Raw genomic sequence first — 16,303 nt, 5'->3', positions numbered from 1 at the left:
TCAGTTCCCCGCCGCAGCGTCCAGGGCCTCCTGGATCGGGTCGATGCGGCGCAGGTCGATGACGTGGCCGGTGCTCGAGGCGATCAGGGTGTCGAGCGACGCCCGCGCGACCGCCTTCGACTCCAGCAGCGTGTGGGAGGGCTCCTGGCCGAACGCCTTCGTGCGCATCGGGGTGCCGGTGCGCTCGGGGTTGATCGCGTTGACGCGTACGCCCTGGTCGGCCCACTCGTCGGCGAGGGCCTGGGTCAGGTTGACCGTGGCCGCCTTCGCGGAGGAGTAGAGCGCGTAGCCGCGGCGACCGCGGGTGTAGGAGCTCGAGGTGAAGAAGAGCAGCGAGCCCTTCGCCCGGGCGAGGTAGGGGAAGAACTCCTGAGCGATCAGGACCGGCGCGATGTAGTTGATCTCGGTCGCGCTGTAGATCGTCTCCTCCGAGACCGTGGCGAGCTCGCCGCGCGGCAGCACACCAGCGGTGTTGACCACGAAGTCGATCGAGCCGAAGCGCTTGCCGGCGTCGGCCGCCGCGGCGACGATGTCGGCCCGCTTGGCGACGTCGGTGTTGGTGGCCGAGCGGCTGTAGGAGGCGACGTTGGCACCGTAGGACTCGGCCAGCTCCGCGATGTCGGCACCGATGCCGTAGCTGCCGCCGAAGACCACCATGTTCTTGCCCTCGAGGGCGGCCCGGTAGTCGGCCTCCGCCTTCTGCGGGAACTGCTGGTGAGCGGTGAGCTGGAAGAGCTTGTCGGCGATGTAGACGTCGATCGGCTCGGTGACCTTCATGTTCTGCTCGTGACCGTCGACCACCCAGATCTTGGTGTCGGGCAGGTACTTCAGCACGACGCTGCAGTCGTCGGTCGCCTTGAACTTCGGGTCCTGGTCGGCGATCTCGTAGGCCCGCTTCAGCGTCGAGGCGAGGAAGGCCTGTGGGGTCTGGCCGCGGCGCAGCCGCGAGCGGTCCGGGATCTGCGAGATGGTGTTGTCGTCGTTGAGCTCGATGATCGTGTCCGCGGACGGGATGGCCACGTCGACGGCCTGGTAGGTCACCAGCGCCTTGAAGCAGTCGGTGATCACGTCCTCGCTGAGCAGCGGGCGCACGGCGTCGTGGAGGAGTACGTTGCAGTCCTCGCCCTCGGGGAGGGCGGCCAGGGCGAGCTTGGTCGTCTCGTTGCGGGTGTCGGCGCCCTCGAGGATCTTGGAGACCTTCGGGTAGCGGCCGTCGCGGGTCATCGCGTGCACGGCGTCGAGGTGGCCGGGGGCCATCAGGATGATGATCTCGTCGATCTGCGGGTGGCGGTCGAGCACGCCGAGGGTGTGCTCCATGATCGGCATCCCAGCGATCTTGATGAGCTGCTTCGGGATGTCGAGACCCACGCGGGAGCCCACACCGCCGGCAAGCAGCACGGCAACGTTACGAAGCACTGAACACAAACCCTTAGGTAGATGACGAGGAGGGGTGGATTCTTCCATGTCGCGCGCTGCGGACTCCAATGCTGGGGGTGAGGCGATACCGAGCCGTTGGTTCGGCGTGGGGTCGATGGCCGCCGGGGCTCGTGTGATCGCAGTCACGTCTTCGTGATGTTTCGGAAGAGTGACCGGCGGCGTACCTTTGTTTCGTCTCGGTCACCGTGGCCGAGCTCGCAGGCACAACGTCTGGTACCCATCCCGGCTCCGCTCACAAGGGGGAGTGGTCGGAGGGACTGGAACGAAAGGTCTACCACCATGAACCCACTCAGGGTGGGCGTCGTCGGCGCGGGTCGCGTCGGGGCCGTCCTTGCAGCAGCACTGCGTTCCGCGGGCCACTCGATCGTCGCCGTCGCAGGCGAGTCGGACGCCTCTCGCGGGCGGATCGCCGACCTTCTCCCGGGTGTCCCGGTCGAGAAGCCGACCGCTGTCGCTCGCGCGTGCGACCTCCTTCTTCTCACCGTCCCCGACGACATGCTCGGCAACGTCGTCAAGACGATGACGGACGCCGGTGCCATCCGGCCCGGGATGTACGTCGCCCACACCTCCGGCCGCCACGGTCTGGCGATCCTCGAGCCGGCCGCCGCGATCGGCGCCCACGTGATGGCCGTCCACCCGGCGATGACCTTCTCCGGCACCTCGGTCGACCTCGCCCGGCTCGCCGGCTGTGTCTTCGGTCTGACCGCCGCCACTCCCGCCGACCGGGCCTTCGCCGAGGCGCTGGTCCAGGACCTCGGCGGCAAGCCGATGTGGGTGCCCGAAGAGATGCGGACGCTCTACCACGCCGGCCTCGCCCACGGCGCGAACCACCTGGTCACTCTGGTCACCGAGGCGATGGAGATCCTCGCCGCCGCTGGTGCCACCGACCCCGCGGGCACGCTGCGGCCGCTGCTGACGGCGGCCCTCGACAACGCGCTGGACCACGGTGACGCCGCGCTGACCGGCCCGATCGTCCGCGGCGACGCCGGCACGGTGGCAGCCCACCTCGACGACATCCGCACCAACGCGCCGCAGACCCTGGCGTCGTACGTCTCCATGGCGCGGGCCACGCTCGACCGGGCCGTCTCCGACGGGCGGCTGCTGCCCATCCGGGCGCTCAAGATCAAGAACCTGCTCGACGAGGCGGATCGCGCTGCCGTGCAGCCCCTCCCGCGTCCGATCCACACCTGGAACCAGTGATGACCGTTCTCGCTTCCACGCGCGAGGAGCTCTCCAAGCTTCTCGACCCCGCCCGCCGCGACGGCGTCTCCGTCGGCTTCGTGCCGACGATGGGAGCGCTGCACGAGGGGCATGCGTCGCTGATGCGCGTCGCCCGCGAGCGGGTCGGCGACGGTCCCGTCGTCGTGTCGATCTTCGTCAACCCGCTGCAGTTCGGTGCGGGGGAGGACCTCGACCGCTACCCGCGCACGCTCGATGCCGACCTCGAGGTCTGCGAGCGTGAGGGCGTCGACGTCGTCTTCGCGCCGTCGGTCGACGAGGTCTACCCGGGTGGCGACCCGCAGGTCACCGTGGCCCCCGGGCCGCTCGGCGACGTGCTCGAGGGCAAGACCCGGCCGGGCCACTTCGGCGGCGTGCTCACCGTTGTCGCGAAGCTGTTCGGGCTGGTCAAGCCCGATGTCGCCGTCTTCGGTCAGAAGGACTACCAGCAGCTCGCGCTGATCCGCCGGATGTCGGCCGACCTGTGCCTCGGCGTCGACGTCGTCGGCGCGCCGACCCAGCGTGAGGCCGACGGTCTGGCGCTCTCCTCGCGCAACCGCTACCTCTCGCCCGAGCAGCGGGAGGAGGCGACGACGCTGTCGCGGGCGCTCTACGCCGCACAGCACGAGGCCACCCACGGAGTCGAGGCCGCGCTCCACGCCGCCCGTGCCGAGCTGCGCCGGGCGAAGGGGGTCGACCTCGACTACCTCGTGGTCACCGACCCCGCGCTCGCCGAGCTGCCCGCCCACCCGGAACCAGGCACCGAAGCCCGGATCCTCGTCGCCGCCCGCGTCGGCACCACCCGACTCATCGACAACATGAGCCTCACGATCGGAGCATCCCGATGACCCGTCTGCGCACCATGATGACCGGCAAGATCCACCGCGCCACCGTCACCCAGGCAGACCTCCACTACGTCGGCTCGGTCACCGTCGACGCCGACCTCCTCGACGCCGCGGACATCCTCCCCGGCGAGCTGGTCTCCATCGTCGACATCACCAACGGTGCCCGCCTGGAGACCTACGCGATCGCGGGCGAGCGCGGCAGCGGCGTACTCGGCATCAACGGCGCCGCCGCCCATCTGGTCCACCCCGGCGACCTGGTCATCCTGATCGCGTACGCGCAGATGACCACCGAGGAGGCGAAGGCTTTCGAGCCGCACGTCGTCCATGTCGACGAGGCCAACCACATCGTCGCGCTCGGCTCCGACAGGAGCGAGCCGGTTCCAGGGACCGACCAGATGCGTGGGCCGCTCGTTCTCACGCAGTAGCGTGCGGGCATGAACATGCAGCTGCTCTCCGCTCGCGATCCGGGCTGGACCGAGTGGGCGGACGTGATCGTGGTGGGCTCGGGGATCGCCGGGCTGACCGCGGCGCTGCGGCTGAAGGACCAGGTCGAGCGGGTCGCCGTCGTCACCAAGGACGAGCTCAAGGCCGGCTCGACGCAGTGGGCCCAGGGCGGCATCGCGGCGGCTCTCGGCGAGGGCGACACCCCTGCTCAGCACGAGGTGGACACGCTCGTGGCCGGTGCCGGGGCGTGCGACCTGGAGGCCGTACGCGTCCTGGTCGGTGAGGGCGCCGAGGCGGTCCGCGAGCTGATCGAGTGGGGCGCCGAGTTCGACAAGGACCCCGCCGGCAACCTCTCGCTCACCCGCGAGGGTGGACATCGGCGGGACCGGATCGCGCACGCCGACGGCGACGCGACCGGCGCCGAGATCCAGCGCGCGCTGATGGAGGCCGTACGCCGCGCCCCCGAGATCCTGGTCTTCGAGCACGCGATGGTCGTCGACCTGCTGACGGCCGCCGACGGCGGCGTGGCCGGGCTGACCATCCACGTGATGGGCGAGGGCGACGCCGACGGCGTCGGGATCGTGCGTACCCGTGCCGTCGTGCTCGCCTCCGGCGGCCTCGGCCAGGTCTTCTCGCAGACCACCAACCCCGCCGTCGCCACCGCCGACGGGATGGCGATCGCGCTGCGGGCCGGTGCGACCCTGCGCGACCTCGAGTTCGTCCAGTTCCACCCCACGGTGATGTATCTGGGCGAGGACTCCCGCGGTCAGCAGCCGCTGATCTCCGAGGCCGTACGCGGCGAGGGGGCCTTCCTGGTCGACTGGGACGGCAACCGGCTGATGGAGGGTGTGCACGAGCTCGGCGACCTGGCTCCGCGCGACATCGTCTCCAAGGCGATCATGAAGCGGATGCTCGAGACCGGACACCCCAACATGTGGCTCGACGCCCGTCACCTCGGTCGGGAGTTCTGGGAGAAGCGGTTCCCCAACATCCTCGCCTCGTGCGAGCAGCACGGCGTCGACCCGTCCGTCGATCTGATCCCGGTCGCTCCGGCGTGCCACTACGCCTCGGGCGGCGTACGCACCGACCTGTGGGGGCGTTCGGACGTACCCGGGCTCTACGCCACCGGCGAGGTCGCCTGCAGCGGCGTCCACGGCGCCAACCGGCTCGCCTCCAACTCGCTGCTCGAGGGGCTGGTCTTCTCGCGCCGGATCGCCGAGGTCCTGCCCGGCGAGCTGCGGCAGCTGGAGGACCCGGCCCCGGGTCTCGGCGCCGGGCGCGCGCTGGTCCCAGGCACCGCGCTCAAGCAGCTGCAGGAGACGATGACGACCAAGGTCGGAGTCCTCCGCAACGCGACCGGCCTCGCCGAGGCGATCGACGAGCTCGAGCAGCTCGGGAGCACCCCGGCGACCGAGATCGACCCGGCCGCCTGGGAGACGACCAACCTGCTGACCGTCTCGCTCGCGCTGGCGACGTCCGCGCTGCTGCGGGAGGAGACCCGTGGGTCCCACTGGCGCGAGGACTTTCCCGAGCGTGACGACGCCGGGTTCGCCGGCCACTTCGACCTGAGACTCCGGGACGGCGAGACTGTCGCCATCTTCACCCCGGCCCCAGCGACCGACCCGACCCAGAAAAATTCAACGCAGTCCACCATGGCAGGAGCCTGATGACCATCCGACGCGTGCCCTTCGACGAGATCCCGCAGCCGCTGCGCGACGAGCTGACCAACGCCGGCCTGGACGCCGGCGAGGTCTACGACGCCGTCGAGCTCGCTCTCGACGAGGACCTGCCCACGTCCGCTCCCGGTGAGATGCCCAGCGAGGACGTCACCTCGGTGGCCACCATCGCCCCCGACTCGACGGGGATCGGCGTCTTCGCCGCTCGGGAGGACGGCGTCGTGGCCGGCCTCGGCGTGGCCGAGCTCGTCTTCGCGTACGTCATGGGTGACTCGGTCACGGTCACCGACCGCGTCAAGGACGGCTCGAAGGTGAAGGCCGGGGACGTCATCATGCGGATCGCCGGGCCGACCCGCGGGCTGCTGACCGCGGAGCGTACGGCACTCAACTACGCCTCCCACCTCTCCGGCGTCGCCACCGGTGTCGCGGCCTGGACCGAGGCGCTGGAAGGGACCGGCGCGCAGGTCCTCGACACCCGCAAGACGCTGCCCGGCTTCCGGGCGCTCGAGAAGTACGCCGTACGTTGCGGCGGCGGCGCCAACCACCGGATGTCGCTCTCCGACATGGCGCTGGTCAAGGACAACCACATCGTCGCCGCGGGTGGCGCGGTGCAGGCGTACGAGGCCGTGAAGTTCGCCTACCCGGACGTGCCGATCGAGGTCGAGGTGACCACGCTCGAGGAGCTCACGGCGCTTCTCGACGCGGGCTGCGGCCGGATCATGCTCGACAACATGTCGACCGTGATGATGAAGGAGGCCGTCGAGATCACCGCCGGGCGTGCGGTGCTCGAGGCCTCCGGCGGACTGACCCTGGACCGGGCCCGCGAGGTCGCCGAGACCGGAGTCGACTATCTCTCCGTCGGTGCGCTGACCCACTCGGTGAAGGTCTTCGACATCGGCTTCGACCTGTCCGAGGGCTGAGGCGGCCCGCCATGTCCCTGCTCGCTGTCAACATCGGCAACAGCCATACGGTTCTCGGGCTGATCGCCGACGGCGTCGTGTCCGCGGACTGGCGGGTCTCCACGCTCGAGCATCGCACCGCCGACGAGTGGTGGGCGCTGCTGCGGGGGATTCTCGGCGACGCGTTGGTGGCGAGCGTGGACGGTGTGGTCGTGTGTGCGACGGTGCCGTCGGTCCTGCACGAGTGGCGCGAGATGATGGCCCGCCATCTCGGCTCGGTCGAGAGCGTGGTGGTCGAGCCCGGCGTACGCTCCGGCATCCCGATCCTGATGGACAACCCGCGCGAGGTCGGCACCGACCGGATCGCCAACGCGGTCGCGGCGGTGGCTCTTCACGGCGGCCCCGCGATCGTGGTCGACTTCCGCGGCACGGCGACGACCTTCGACGTGGTCAACGCCGCGGGGCAGTACGTCGGTGGCGCGATCCTGCCCGGGATCGAGCTGTCGCTGGAGGCGCTGGGTCGGCGCGGTGCGCAGCTGCGCAAGGTCGAGCTCGCCCGCCCGCGGTCGGTGATCGCCAAGAACACGGTCGAGGCGCTGCAGTCCGGAATGGTCTTCGGAGTCGCCGCGCAGGTCGAAGGTCTGGTCGCTCGGATCATCGCCGAGCTGGGTGCCTCCGCCGAGGAAGTGACCGTGATTGCGACCGGCTATCTGGCGGAGTTCGTTCTCGACGAGAGTAAATGCTTCTCGTTGCATTCTCCGTGGCTGACGATGCAAGGACTGGAACTCATATTCCAGCGAAATGCCGTTCGTTAGTCTTTTCAGTATGGCGACCTGTTGATTCATCCGGATCGTATGTAATGCTATGGGCATCTCGCTTAACGGCGATGGCTATATTCGGCCCGTTTCCGGGTGAAGAAGAGCAGTGAAGGTAGGAACATGGCTAAGAAGGTTCAGATCATCCTCGAGGATGACATCGATGGCTCGGAAGCTGCTGAGACGGTGTCTTTTGCCCTGGACGGCACGTCCTACGAGATTGATCTCAGCGATGCCAATGCGGCAAAGCTTCGTGATTCTCTCGCGCTCTTCATCGGTCACGCCCAGAAGGTGAGCGGCCGTCGCGGCGGCGCCAAGAAGGCGCCCGCCGCCGGTGGCTCGACCCCGAAGGTCATGCGCGAGTGGGGGAAGGCCAACGGTTACACCGTTCCCGACCGTGGCCGCATTCCGGCCGACGTCCGAGCGGCTTTCGAAGCGGCTCACTGACAACTGGTCTCACCGCACCGAACGTCCGGCTGTCGCGCCCTCCGGGGCGCGGCAGCCGCCTTTGTGTGAGGTCGGCTGTGACCAGGCGTCTGTCCGGCGTACGGAACGCGTGTTCGCTCTCAGCGCACGGATCGCGTTGTGTTGTCGGGAACGCGTAGGCTGTCTGCGGGGTTGAATCTTGGTGACGCCCCAGAATTCTTAGGAGAGATGCGTACATGTTCGAGCGGTTCACTGACCGAGCCCGCCGGGTGGTCGTGCTGGCCCAGGAAGAGGCCCGCATGCTCTCCCACAACTACATCGGGACCGAGCACATCCTGCTCGGCCTGATCCACGAGGGAGAAGGCGTCGCTGCCAAGGCCCTCGAGTCCCTCGACATCTCGCTCGAGGCGGTGCGCAACCAGGTCGAGGAGATCATCGGCCAGGGCCAGCAGGCACCGTCCGGGCACATCCCGTTCACGCCGCGTGCCAAGAAGGTGCTCGAGCTGTCCCTGCGCGAGGCGCTGCAGCTCGGCCACTCCTACATCGGCACCGAGCACATCCTGCTCGGCCTCATCCGTGAGGGCGAGGGCGTCGCCGCCCAGGTGCTGCAGAAGCTCGGCGCCGACCTCAACCGGGTCCGTCAGCAGGTCATCCAGCTGCTCTCGGGCTTCCAGGGCAAGGAGGGCCAGGCCGGCACCTCCGGCGCGACCGCGTCGACCGGCACGACCTCGACCGAGGCGCCGTCCTCCAGCCTCGTGCTCGACCAGTTCGGCCGCAACCTGACCCAGGACGCCCGCGAGGGCAAGCTCGACCCGATCATCGGTCGCGAAGGCCAGATCGAGCGCGTGATGCAGGTGCTGTCGCGGCGTACGAAGAACAACCCGGTCCTCATCGGCGAGCCCGGCGTCGGCAAGACGTCGATCGTCGAGGGCCTGGCCCAGGACATCGTCAAGGGCAACGTTCCCGAGACGCTCAAGGACAAGCAGATCTACACGCTCGACCTGGGCGCGCTCGTGGCCGGTTCGCGTTACCGCGGTGACTTCGAGGAGCGCCTCAAGAAGGTGCTCAAGGAGATCAAGACCCGCGGCGACATCGTGCTGTTCATCGACGAGATCCACACCCTCGTCGGTGCCGGTGCGGCCGAGGGCGCGATCGACGCGGCGAGCATCCTGAAGCCGATGCTGGCTCGTGGTGAGCTGCAGACCATCGGTGCGACGACGCTGGACGAATACCGGAAGTACCTCGAGAAGGACGCCGCTCTCGAGCGTCGTTTCCAGCCGATCCAGGTGCCGGAGCCGACGATCGCGGTCGCGATCGAGATGCTCAAGGGCATCCGCGACCGCTACGAGGCCCACCACCGGGTCACGATCACCGACGAGGCCCTGGTCGCCGCGGTCACGATGGCCGACCGCTACATCTCCGACCGGTTCCTGCCGGACAAGGCGATCGACCTGATCGACGAGGCCGGCTCGCGCCTGCGCATCCGCCGGATGACGGCCCCCGCCGACCTGCGGGAGTACGACGACAAGATCGCCGACGTGCGCCAGCGCAAGGAGGCCGCGATCGACGGCCAGGACTTCGAGGCCGCGGCCCGTCTGCGCGATGAGGAGAAGCAGCTCATCGCGAAGAAGGCCGAGCGTGAGAAGGCTTGGCGTGCCGGCGACATGGACGAGGTCGCCGAGGTGGATGAGGAGCTCATCGCCGAGGTTCTCGCTGTCGCGACCGGTATTCCGATCGTGCAGGTCAACGAGGAGGAGTCCCAGCGCCTGCTGCGCATGGAGGACGAGCTCCACAAGCGCGTCATCGGCCAGGACCAGGCGGTCAAGGCCCTGTCGCGTGCGATCCGGCGTACGCGTGCCGGCCTGAAGGACCCGAAGCGCCCCGGCGGTTCGTTCATCTTCGCCGGTCCGTCCGGTGTCGGTAAGACCTGGCTGTCCAAGACGCTCGCCGAGTTCCTCTTCGGCGACGAGGACGCGCTGATCCAGCTCGACATGTCGGAGTTCGGCGAGAAGCACACCGTCTCGCGACTCTTCGGTTCGCCTCCGGGCTACGTGGGCTACGAGGAGGGCGGCCAGCTCACCGAGAAGGTGCGGCGCAAGCCGTTCTCCGTGGTCCTCTTCGACGAGGTCGAGAAGGCTCACCCGGACATCTTCAACTCGCTGCTGCAGATCCTGGAGGAAGGTCGCCTGACCGACTCCCAGGGCCGCGTGGTCGACTTCAAGAACACCGTCATCATCATGACCACCAACCTCGGCACGAGGGACATCGCGAAGTCGGTCAACCTGGGCTTCTCCCAGGCCAGCGACGTCGCGGGCTCCTACGAGAAGATGAAGTCGAAGGTCTCCGACGAGCTCAAGCAGCACTTCCGTCCTGAGTTCCTCAACCGTGTCGACGAGGTCATCGTGTTCCCGCCGCTGTCGCAGGAGCAGATCATCGCGATGGTCGACAACATGATCGCTTCCGTCGAGACCCGTCTCAAGGACCGCGACATGGGCATCGAGCTCACCACGGCTGCGAAGAAGGTGCTCGCCGAGCGCGGCTTCGACCCGGTCCTGGGCGCTCGACCGCTGCGCCGCACGGTCCAGCGCGAGCTCGAGGACGTGCTCGCCGAGAAGATGCTCTACGGCGACATCGGCCCGGGCGAGATCGTGCTGGTCGACGTCGACGGTGAGGGTCCTGCCGCGCAGTTCACCTTCACCGGCCAGAAGCGCTCGGTCGTCCCGGACGTACCGCCGCTGGAGGGCGCGACCGTCTCCGATATCGAGCTCCCCGACCAGGACGAGCCGACGAACATCGAGAAGCCCAAGCCGGACTCCGAGTAGTCCGACAAAAGCAACGCCCCGGCCGCTACGGCCGGGGCGTTGCTTTTCTTTTCCTCGAGTAGTGGGAAATGGCGGCCGAGTCGTTAGTTGTGGCGGACGAAAGTAGAGTTTCGTCCGCCATTTCTGCGGTTTCGGCGGTTGGTTAGGGGAGGGCGAAGAAGTCTGGTTCCACCTCGGTGGCCAGATTGTCTTTCAGGAGGCCTTCCAGAGCCCGTCGTCGTTGGGTGTCGTCGGACCAGACGACATCGAGAAGGCTGCGGTGGACGGGGGAGTCGGCGTCGCGGAGAACGGCCATCAGGCGGCCGCGGCACTGGCGGTCGGTGCCGGCCCAGGTCTGGACCTTGCGAGGCGGTCCGTCGTACGCCGGGTGGCCGGCCGCGCGCCAGGCGCACTGGTCCGCCACCGGGCATCGGGTGCAGGACGGGTTGGCGGCGGTGCAGACGAGGGCGCCGAGCTCCATGACCGCGACCGACCACGTGGCGGCGGTCGGCTCGTCCTGGGGGAGTACGCCGGCGGCGAGCTCGCGCTCGGCCTTGTTCACCGACTGCGCGGGGAACTCGACGCCGCTCAGGGTCCGGGCGAAGACGCGGCGTACGTTCGTGTCGAGGACCACGTGGCGCTTGCCGTAGGCGAAGGTCGCGATCGCTGCCGCGGTGTAGTCGCCGACGCCGGGGAGCGCGATCAGCTCGTCGTACGTGGCCGGCACCTCGCCATCGTGCTGCTCGACGATCGCGGTGGCGGCCGCGTGCAGCCGCAACGCCCGACGGGGGTAGCCGAGGCGGCCCCAGGCGCGTACGGCCTCGCCGGTCGGCTCCGCGGCCAGGTCGGCCGGGGTCGGCCAGCGCTCCATCCAGGCCTCGTGGACCGGGAGCACGCGGGAGACCGGCGTCTGCTGGAGCATGAACTCGCTGACCATCACCGACCACGGTGTCGCGGTCGCGGAGCGCCACGGGAGGTCGCGGGCGTTGGCGTCGTACCAGTCCAGGACGGCGTCGTGGAGAACTGTCACACCCAGATTGTGCCGTGCGACAGGTATTGCCACGGAGTGGCACCCCGAAACCTGGGCACGGGATCATTACGGTGTCGCCTATGGCCCGCTCGAGAAGGACTGGAGGACGGCTGCCGGCCTCGGTCTACTGGCGCCGGCGGCTCGCGGTGCTCGGCATCGTCCTGCTCCTGATCGTCGGGATCTCGCGGTTCTTCCTCAGCGGTTCCGACGGCGCGGACGACACCGCGACCCCCGTGGCCGACGAGCCCACGGCGACCGTGACGGTCACGCCGACGCCCAGCGCGAAGCCGTCGAAGGAGGCGGGCAGCGCGGGCGGCAACAACAAGCCCAAGAAGCCGAAGAGCAGCGCACCGCCGGAGCCGACCGGCGAGTGCTCGCCCTCCGACATCGTCGTCGAGCCTGCGGTCACCGACGCCTACTCCTACGACAACGTGACCATCCCGCTGCAGCTGCGCACCGTGAAGGCGTCCGCGTGCACCTGGAAGCTGTCCGCGGACGCGCTCCAGGTGCGGATCTCGCAGAAGGGCGGCGACCTGGTCTGGTCGACGGTCGACTGCGCCAAGGCGGTGCCGACCAAGGAGATCGTCGTACGTCGCGACGTCGTCACCACGCTGCCCCTGACCTGGAGCGGCCGCCGCGTCGTCGCCGGCGAGTGCACCGGCCACGGCCCGTGGGTCAAGCCGAACTTCTTCGTGATCGTCGCCGCCGCCCTCGGTGGCGAACCGTCATCGGCCACCTTCGGCCTCTACAAGCCGGGCACCGCCCTGTCGCGTACGGAACCGGACACCCCGGCCCACTGACCCGAGGCGTCGCTCCCGTCGGCCGAGATGGCACCGGCGTGCCGACTCGGCCGACCTAGCTGACGCCTCGGCAGAGGTCAGACGTAGCGCTCGAGGATGGTGGACTCCGCGAGGCGGGAGAGGCCCTCGCGTACGGAGCGGGCGCGGAGCTCGCCGACGCCCTCGACGGCCTGGAGGTCGTCGACGCTGGCGGAGAGGAGCTTCTGCAGGGTGCCGAAGTGGTCGACCAGGCGGTCGACCACGGCGGGTGGGAGGCGGGGGACCTTCGCCAGGAGGCGGTAGCCGCGCGGGGCGACGGCGCCGTCGAGAGCGTCGGAGGTGGTGAGGCCCAGGACCCGGGCGGTGGCGGCGGGGTCGACGAGCTCGGCGGAGTTGAGCGCCTCGAGCTCGGCCAGCAGCTCCTCGGGGCTGCGGGCGCGGCGGCCGCGGGGAAGGTAGTCGCGGATGACCATCTCGCGCTCAGCGTCGACGCCGGTGATGAGCTCCTCCAGCTGGAGGGACAGCAGCCGGCCGTCGGTGCCGAGCTCGAGCACGTAGTCCTCGATCTCGCGGGCGATGCGGGTGACCATCTCCAGGCGCTGGGCCACGACGGCCACGTCGCGCACGGTCACCAGGTCCTCGATCTCGAGCGCGGACAGGGTGGAGGCCACCTCGTCGAGGCGCAGCTTGTAGCGCTCCAGGGTCGCCAGCGCCTGGTTGGCGCGGGAGAGGATCTGGCCGGAGTCCTCCAGGACGTGGCGGGTCTCCCCGACGTACGCAGCGATGATCTGCATCGACTGGGAGACCGAGATCACCGGGTGACCGGTCTGCTTCGCGACCCGGTCGGCGGTGCGGTGCCGGGTGCCGGTCTCGGTCGAGGGGATGGTGTGGTCGGGCATCAGGTGGACTGCGGCCTGCACGATGCGACTCAGCGAGTCGTCGACGATGATCGCCCCGTCCATCTTGGCGAGCTCACGCAGGCCGGTGGAGGTGAACGGAACGTCGAGCGTGAAGCCACCGGTCGATATCCCATCGACCATCTTGTCGTAGCCGAGCACGATCAGTGCGCCGGTGCGGCCGCGGAGGATGCGCTCGAGCCCGTCACGCAGCGGTGTCCCGGGCGCGATCAGAGCAAGCGTCTCGCGCAGTCGGATGGAGTCCGCGGTGCGGTCGGCGGGCACGAGATTCCTTTCGGAGTGGGATGGGGTGATTCTAACCGTGGATCCAACCGTAATGCCGAGAACGTTCGGCCACGAGTCACCAAGCCGATCACACCAAGCGGAGGAATTCCAGCGCAGCACTGATGCTGTGCACCTCAAAGACACGCATCCCGTCGACTTCGCGCTCATTGGGACGGTTGGGCACAGGGGCTCCCGGATCGGCCGGGACGACGGCCACGGTGAACCCGAGTCGTGCCGCTTCGGAGAGCCGCTGGTCGAGATCGCGCACCCGGCGCAGCTCGCCCGCGAGGCCGATCTCGCCGAGCGCGACCACCCCGCGCGGCGTCGGCGTGCCGGTATGGCTCGAGGCGACCGCGAGCGCCATCGCCAGGTCGGCGGCCGGGTCACTGATCCGGGCCCCACCCACGGTCGAGGCGAACACGTCGCGACCGGAGAGACCGACCCTCGCGTGGCGCTGCAGCACGGCGAGGATCATCGCGAGCCGAGAGCCGTCCAACCCCGAGGTCGTACGCTTCGCCCGCTCCTCCGCGCCCAGCACGGTCAGCGCCTGGATCTCGGCGAGCAGCGGTCGGCGACCCTCCATCGTCACGGTGACGCACGTGCCGGGCACCGAGACGTGATGGGTCTCCACGAAGAGCCCCGACGGGTCGGTGACCGCGACGATGCCCTCCGAGGACAGGTCGAAGCAGCCCACCTCGTCGACCGGGCCGAAGCGGTTCTTCATCGCCCGCACCATCCGGAACCGTGAGTCGCGCGCGCCCTCGAAGTGGAGGACGACGTCGACCAGGTGCTCCAGCACCCGCGGCCCGGCGATCGCCCCGTCCTTGGTCACGTGGCCGACCACGACGGTCGTGATGTTGCGGGTCTTGGCCACCCGGATCAGCGCCGCCGCCACCTCGCGCACCTGGGTCACTCCGCCCGGTACGCCCTCGACGCCGGAAGCGCCGATGGTCTGCACCGAGTCGACCACGATCAGCTCGGGCCGGCTCTCCTCGATGTGGGTCAGCACGGCGCCGAGATCGGTCTCGGCGGCGAGGTAGAGCTCGTCCTGGATCGCGTTGGTCCGGTCGGCCCGCAGCCGCACCTGCGACGCGGACTCCTCACCCGTCACGTACAGCGCCCGGCGTCCGTAGCGCGCCGTCTGCGCCGCCACCTCGAGCAGCAACGTCGACTTCCCGACGCCCGGCTCGCCGGCCAGCAGGATCGCGGCGCCCGGCACCAGCCCGCCACCGAGGACCCGGTCGAGCTCCGGCACTCCCGACGTACGCCGCTCCGACTCGGTCACCGACACGGTCCCGATCGGCACCGCCGCGGTGGAGACCGGGGCTGCCTGCGTACGTCCGATCGGGGCCGCCGCCTCGGCGACCGACCCCCACGCCTGGCACTCGCCGCAGCGGCCGACCCACTTCGCGGTCTCCCAGCCGCACTCGGAGCAGCGGTAGGTGGCGCGTTTGGACGAGCGAGCGGTAGCCATGCCCAGCAACTTAGAGCACGGCACCGACATTCGAGCCTGCGTCGCCGCGAGGCACGAGCGGCGGCGCAACGCGAGAAGGTCGAGCGAGCGCAGGGGGTGAGCTCGCGAACCCGCGAAGCGGGTCGAGACCGACATAGGGGTGAACGCATCATGCGGGGTCAGGCTTCGTTACCATGGCTTGGAACGATCCAGAGTTCCACATCGGCATCAAGGGAGGCAGAGCGTGGCGGTGCCGCGTTCCGGCGGTCATATCTCGGCCGCTCCGCCGACCCTGGCGGACGTCGCGGAGCTGGCCGGCGTGTCCCGGCAGACGGTCTCGAACGCGGTCAACAACCCCGATCTGTTGCGTGCCGACACGCTGGCCAGGGTGCAGGACGCGATCGACAAGCTCGGCTACCAGCCCAACCGCGCCGCGCGCAGCCTCCGGACCAGAGCCAGCCATCTGATCGGACTCAGGATGCCCGCCCTCCAAGAGGGCACGGCCAACGCGATGATGGACCGGTTCGTGCACAGCTTCGTCGAGGCCGCGGCCGAGACCGGCTACCACGTGCTCCTCTTCTACGGTGACCCCGCCGACCCGCTCGACGGCTACGACGAGCTGCTCAGGTCGACCGCGGTCGACGCGTTCGTCGTGACCGACACCCACCTCGGCGGGCAGCAGACGACCTGGCTGCAGTCGCGGCGGGCGCGGTTCGTCTCCTTCGGGCGGCCGTGGACCCAGCCCGACGCGAAGCATCCCTGGGTCGACGTCGACCTCGCCTACGGTGCCGAGATCGCCACCGAGCACCTGATCGAGCGCGGCCACTCCAAGATCGCCTGGATCGGCTGGCACAAGGACTCCCTCCTCGGTGAGGAGCGGAGGAGCGGCTGGATCCACGCGATGCACACCCACGGCCTCTCGACCACCGGCCTGGCCTCGCGCACCGAGGACTCGATCAGCTCGGGCAAGGCCGCCGCCGACGCGATCCTCGACGAGACCGAGCCGACCGCGCTCGTCTGCGCCTCCGACACGCTCGCCATGGGCGTGCTCCACTCCCTCTTCGAGAGGCGTCTCCGCCTCGGTGAGGACATCGCGGTCGTGGGCTTCGACGACTCCCAGGTCGCGCAGACGGTGCCGCCCGGAATCACCTCCGTACGTCCTCCGCTGGAGGAGGCCGCGCGCGAGCTGGTCAAGGCACTCGAGGAGCTGCTCGCCACCCCGTCCTACGCCGCGCCCGGCGTGATGCTGAAACCCGCCCTGACGGTGCGAGGGTCTTCATAGAAGCCGAGATCCGCGCG

At 69.3% G+C, this 16,303-nt stretch carries 14 protein-coding genes; 10 read left to right on the top strand and 4 right to left on the bottom strand.

What is annotated here, in order from left to right:
• A complete protein-coding gene (locus ABTX24_RS08425; RefSeq protein WP_350713639.1) occupies positions 1-1,416 on the bottom strand; it encodes an SDR family NAD(P)-dependent oxidoreductase in 1,416 nt (471 codons plus the stop codon).
• A 300-nt stretch (positions 1,417-1,716) separates the two neighbouring features.
• Here ABTX24_RS08425 and ABTX24_RS08420 point away from each other — a divergent pair, with 300 nt between their 5' ends.
• The 8 genes from ABTX24_RS08420 to ABTX24_RS08385 all read left to right on the top strand — a co-directional run bounded on the left by ABTX24_RS08420 (position 1,717) and on the right by ABTX24_RS08385 (position 10,582).
• On the top strand, positions 1,717-2,637 hold the full coding sequence (locus ABTX24_RS08420; RefSeq protein ID WP_350838795.1) for a Rossmann-like and DUF2520 domain-containing protein: 921 nt from the start codon (positions 1,717-1,719) through the stop codon (positions 2,635-2,637).
• Positions 2,637-3,503, top strand: a complete 867-nt coding sequence (panC, locus tag ABTX24_RS08415) for a pantoate--beta-alanine ligase (protein WP_350838793.1) — start codon at positions 2,637-2,639, stop codon at positions 3,501-3,503. The genes ABTX24_RS08420 and panC overlap by 1 nt, the downstream gene beginning before the upstream one ends.
• Positions 3,500-3,925 (top strand): aspartate 1-decarboxylase, encoded by a 426-nt coding sequence (gene panD, locus ABTX24_RS08410; RefSeq protein WP_350838791.1) that lies wholly within the window; start codon positions 3,500-3,502, stop codon positions 3,923-3,925. The genes panC and panD overlap by 4 nt, the downstream gene beginning before the upstream one ends.
• Before the next feature lie 9 nt (positions 3,926-3,934).
• The gene (locus tag ABTX24_RS08405; RefSeq protein WP_350838789.1) at positions 3,935-5,611 is read left to right on the top strand and encodes an L-aspartate oxidase; all 1,677 of its coding nucleotides are present in this window, start codon (positions 3,935-3,937) and stop codon (positions 5,609-5,611) included.
• Positions 5,611-6,540 (top strand): carboxylating nicotinate-nucleotide diphosphorylase, encoded by a 930-nt coding sequence (gene nadC / locus ABTX24_RS08400; protein ID WP_160026409.1) that lies wholly within the window; start codon positions 5,611-5,613, stop codon positions 6,538-6,540. Before ABTX24_RS08405 ends, nadC begins: the two co-directional genes overlap by 1 nt.
• Before the next feature lie 11 nt (positions 6,541-6,551).
• Entirely contained in the window at positions 6,552-7,334 is a 783-nt protein-coding gene (locus ABTX24_RS08395; RefSeq protein ID WP_160026410.1) for a type III pantothenate kinase, read from the top strand.
• Positions 7,335-7,457: 123 nt separating this feature from the next.
• Positions 7,458-7,781, top strand: a complete 324-nt coding sequence (locus ABTX24_RS08390) for a histone-like nucleoid-structuring protein Lsr2 (RefSeq protein WP_160026411.1) — start codon at positions 7,458-7,460, stop codon at positions 7,779-7,781.
• Between the two features lie 215 nt (positions 7,782-7,996).
• Positions 7,997-10,582 (top strand): ATP-dependent Clp protease ATP-binding subunit, encoded by a 2,586-nt coding sequence (locus tag ABTX24_RS08385; RefSeq protein WP_160026412.1) that lies wholly within the window; start codon positions 7,997-7,999, stop codon positions 10,580-10,582.
• Positions 10,583-10,724: 142 nt separating this feature from the next.
• Here ABTX24_RS08385 and ABTX24_RS08380 read toward each other — a convergent pair whose 3' ends face one another.
• A complete protein-coding gene (locus ABTX24_RS08380; RefSeq protein WP_502891073.1) occupies positions 10,725-11,597 on the bottom strand; it encodes an HhH-GPD family protein in 873 nt (290 codons plus the stop codon).
• 74 nt (positions 11,598-11,671) lie between these two features.
• On the opposite strand from ABTX24_RS08380, the gene ABTX24_RS08375 reads away from it, so the two are divergent.
• Positions 11,672-12,391, top strand: coding sequence for a hypothetical protein (locus ABTX24_RS08375; RefSeq protein WP_160026414.1), 720 nt, complete (start codon positions 11,672-11,674; stop codon positions 12,389-12,391).
• Positions 12,392-12,468: 77 nt separating this feature from the next.
• Here ABTX24_RS08375 and disA read toward each other — a convergent pair whose 3' ends face one another.
• Both disA and radA read right to left on the bottom strand, forming a co-directional pair.
• Entirely contained in the window at positions 12,469-13,551 is a 1,083-nt protein-coding gene (gene disA, locus ABTX24_RS08370; RefSeq protein ID WP_141801687.1) for a DNA integrity scanning diadenylate cyclase DisA, read from the bottom strand.
• A gap of 88 nt (positions 13,552-13,639) precedes the next feature.
• Positions 13,640-15,025, bottom strand: a complete 1,386-nt coding sequence (gene radA / locus ABTX24_RS08365) for a DNA repair protein RadA (RefSeq protein WP_160026415.1) — start codon at positions 15,023-15,025, stop codon at positions 13,640-13,642.
• Between the two features lie 223 nt (positions 15,026-15,248).
• Between radA and ABTX24_RS08360 the strand changes: the two genes are divergently transcribed.
• A complete protein-coding gene (locus ABTX24_RS08360) occupies positions 15,249-16,286 on the top strand; it encodes a LacI family DNA-binding transcriptional regulator (RefSeq protein ID WP_160026416.1) in 1,038 nt (345 codons plus the stop codon).
• Positions 16,287-16,303: the final 17 nt, after the last annotated feature.

Source organism: Nocardioides sp. NPDC127514, from assembly GCF_040302125.1.
GTDB lineage: Bacteria > Actinomycetota > Actinomycetes > Propionibacteriales > Nocardioidaceae > Nocardioides.
This window is presented reverse-complemented; position numbering and strand designations above follow the sequence as displayed.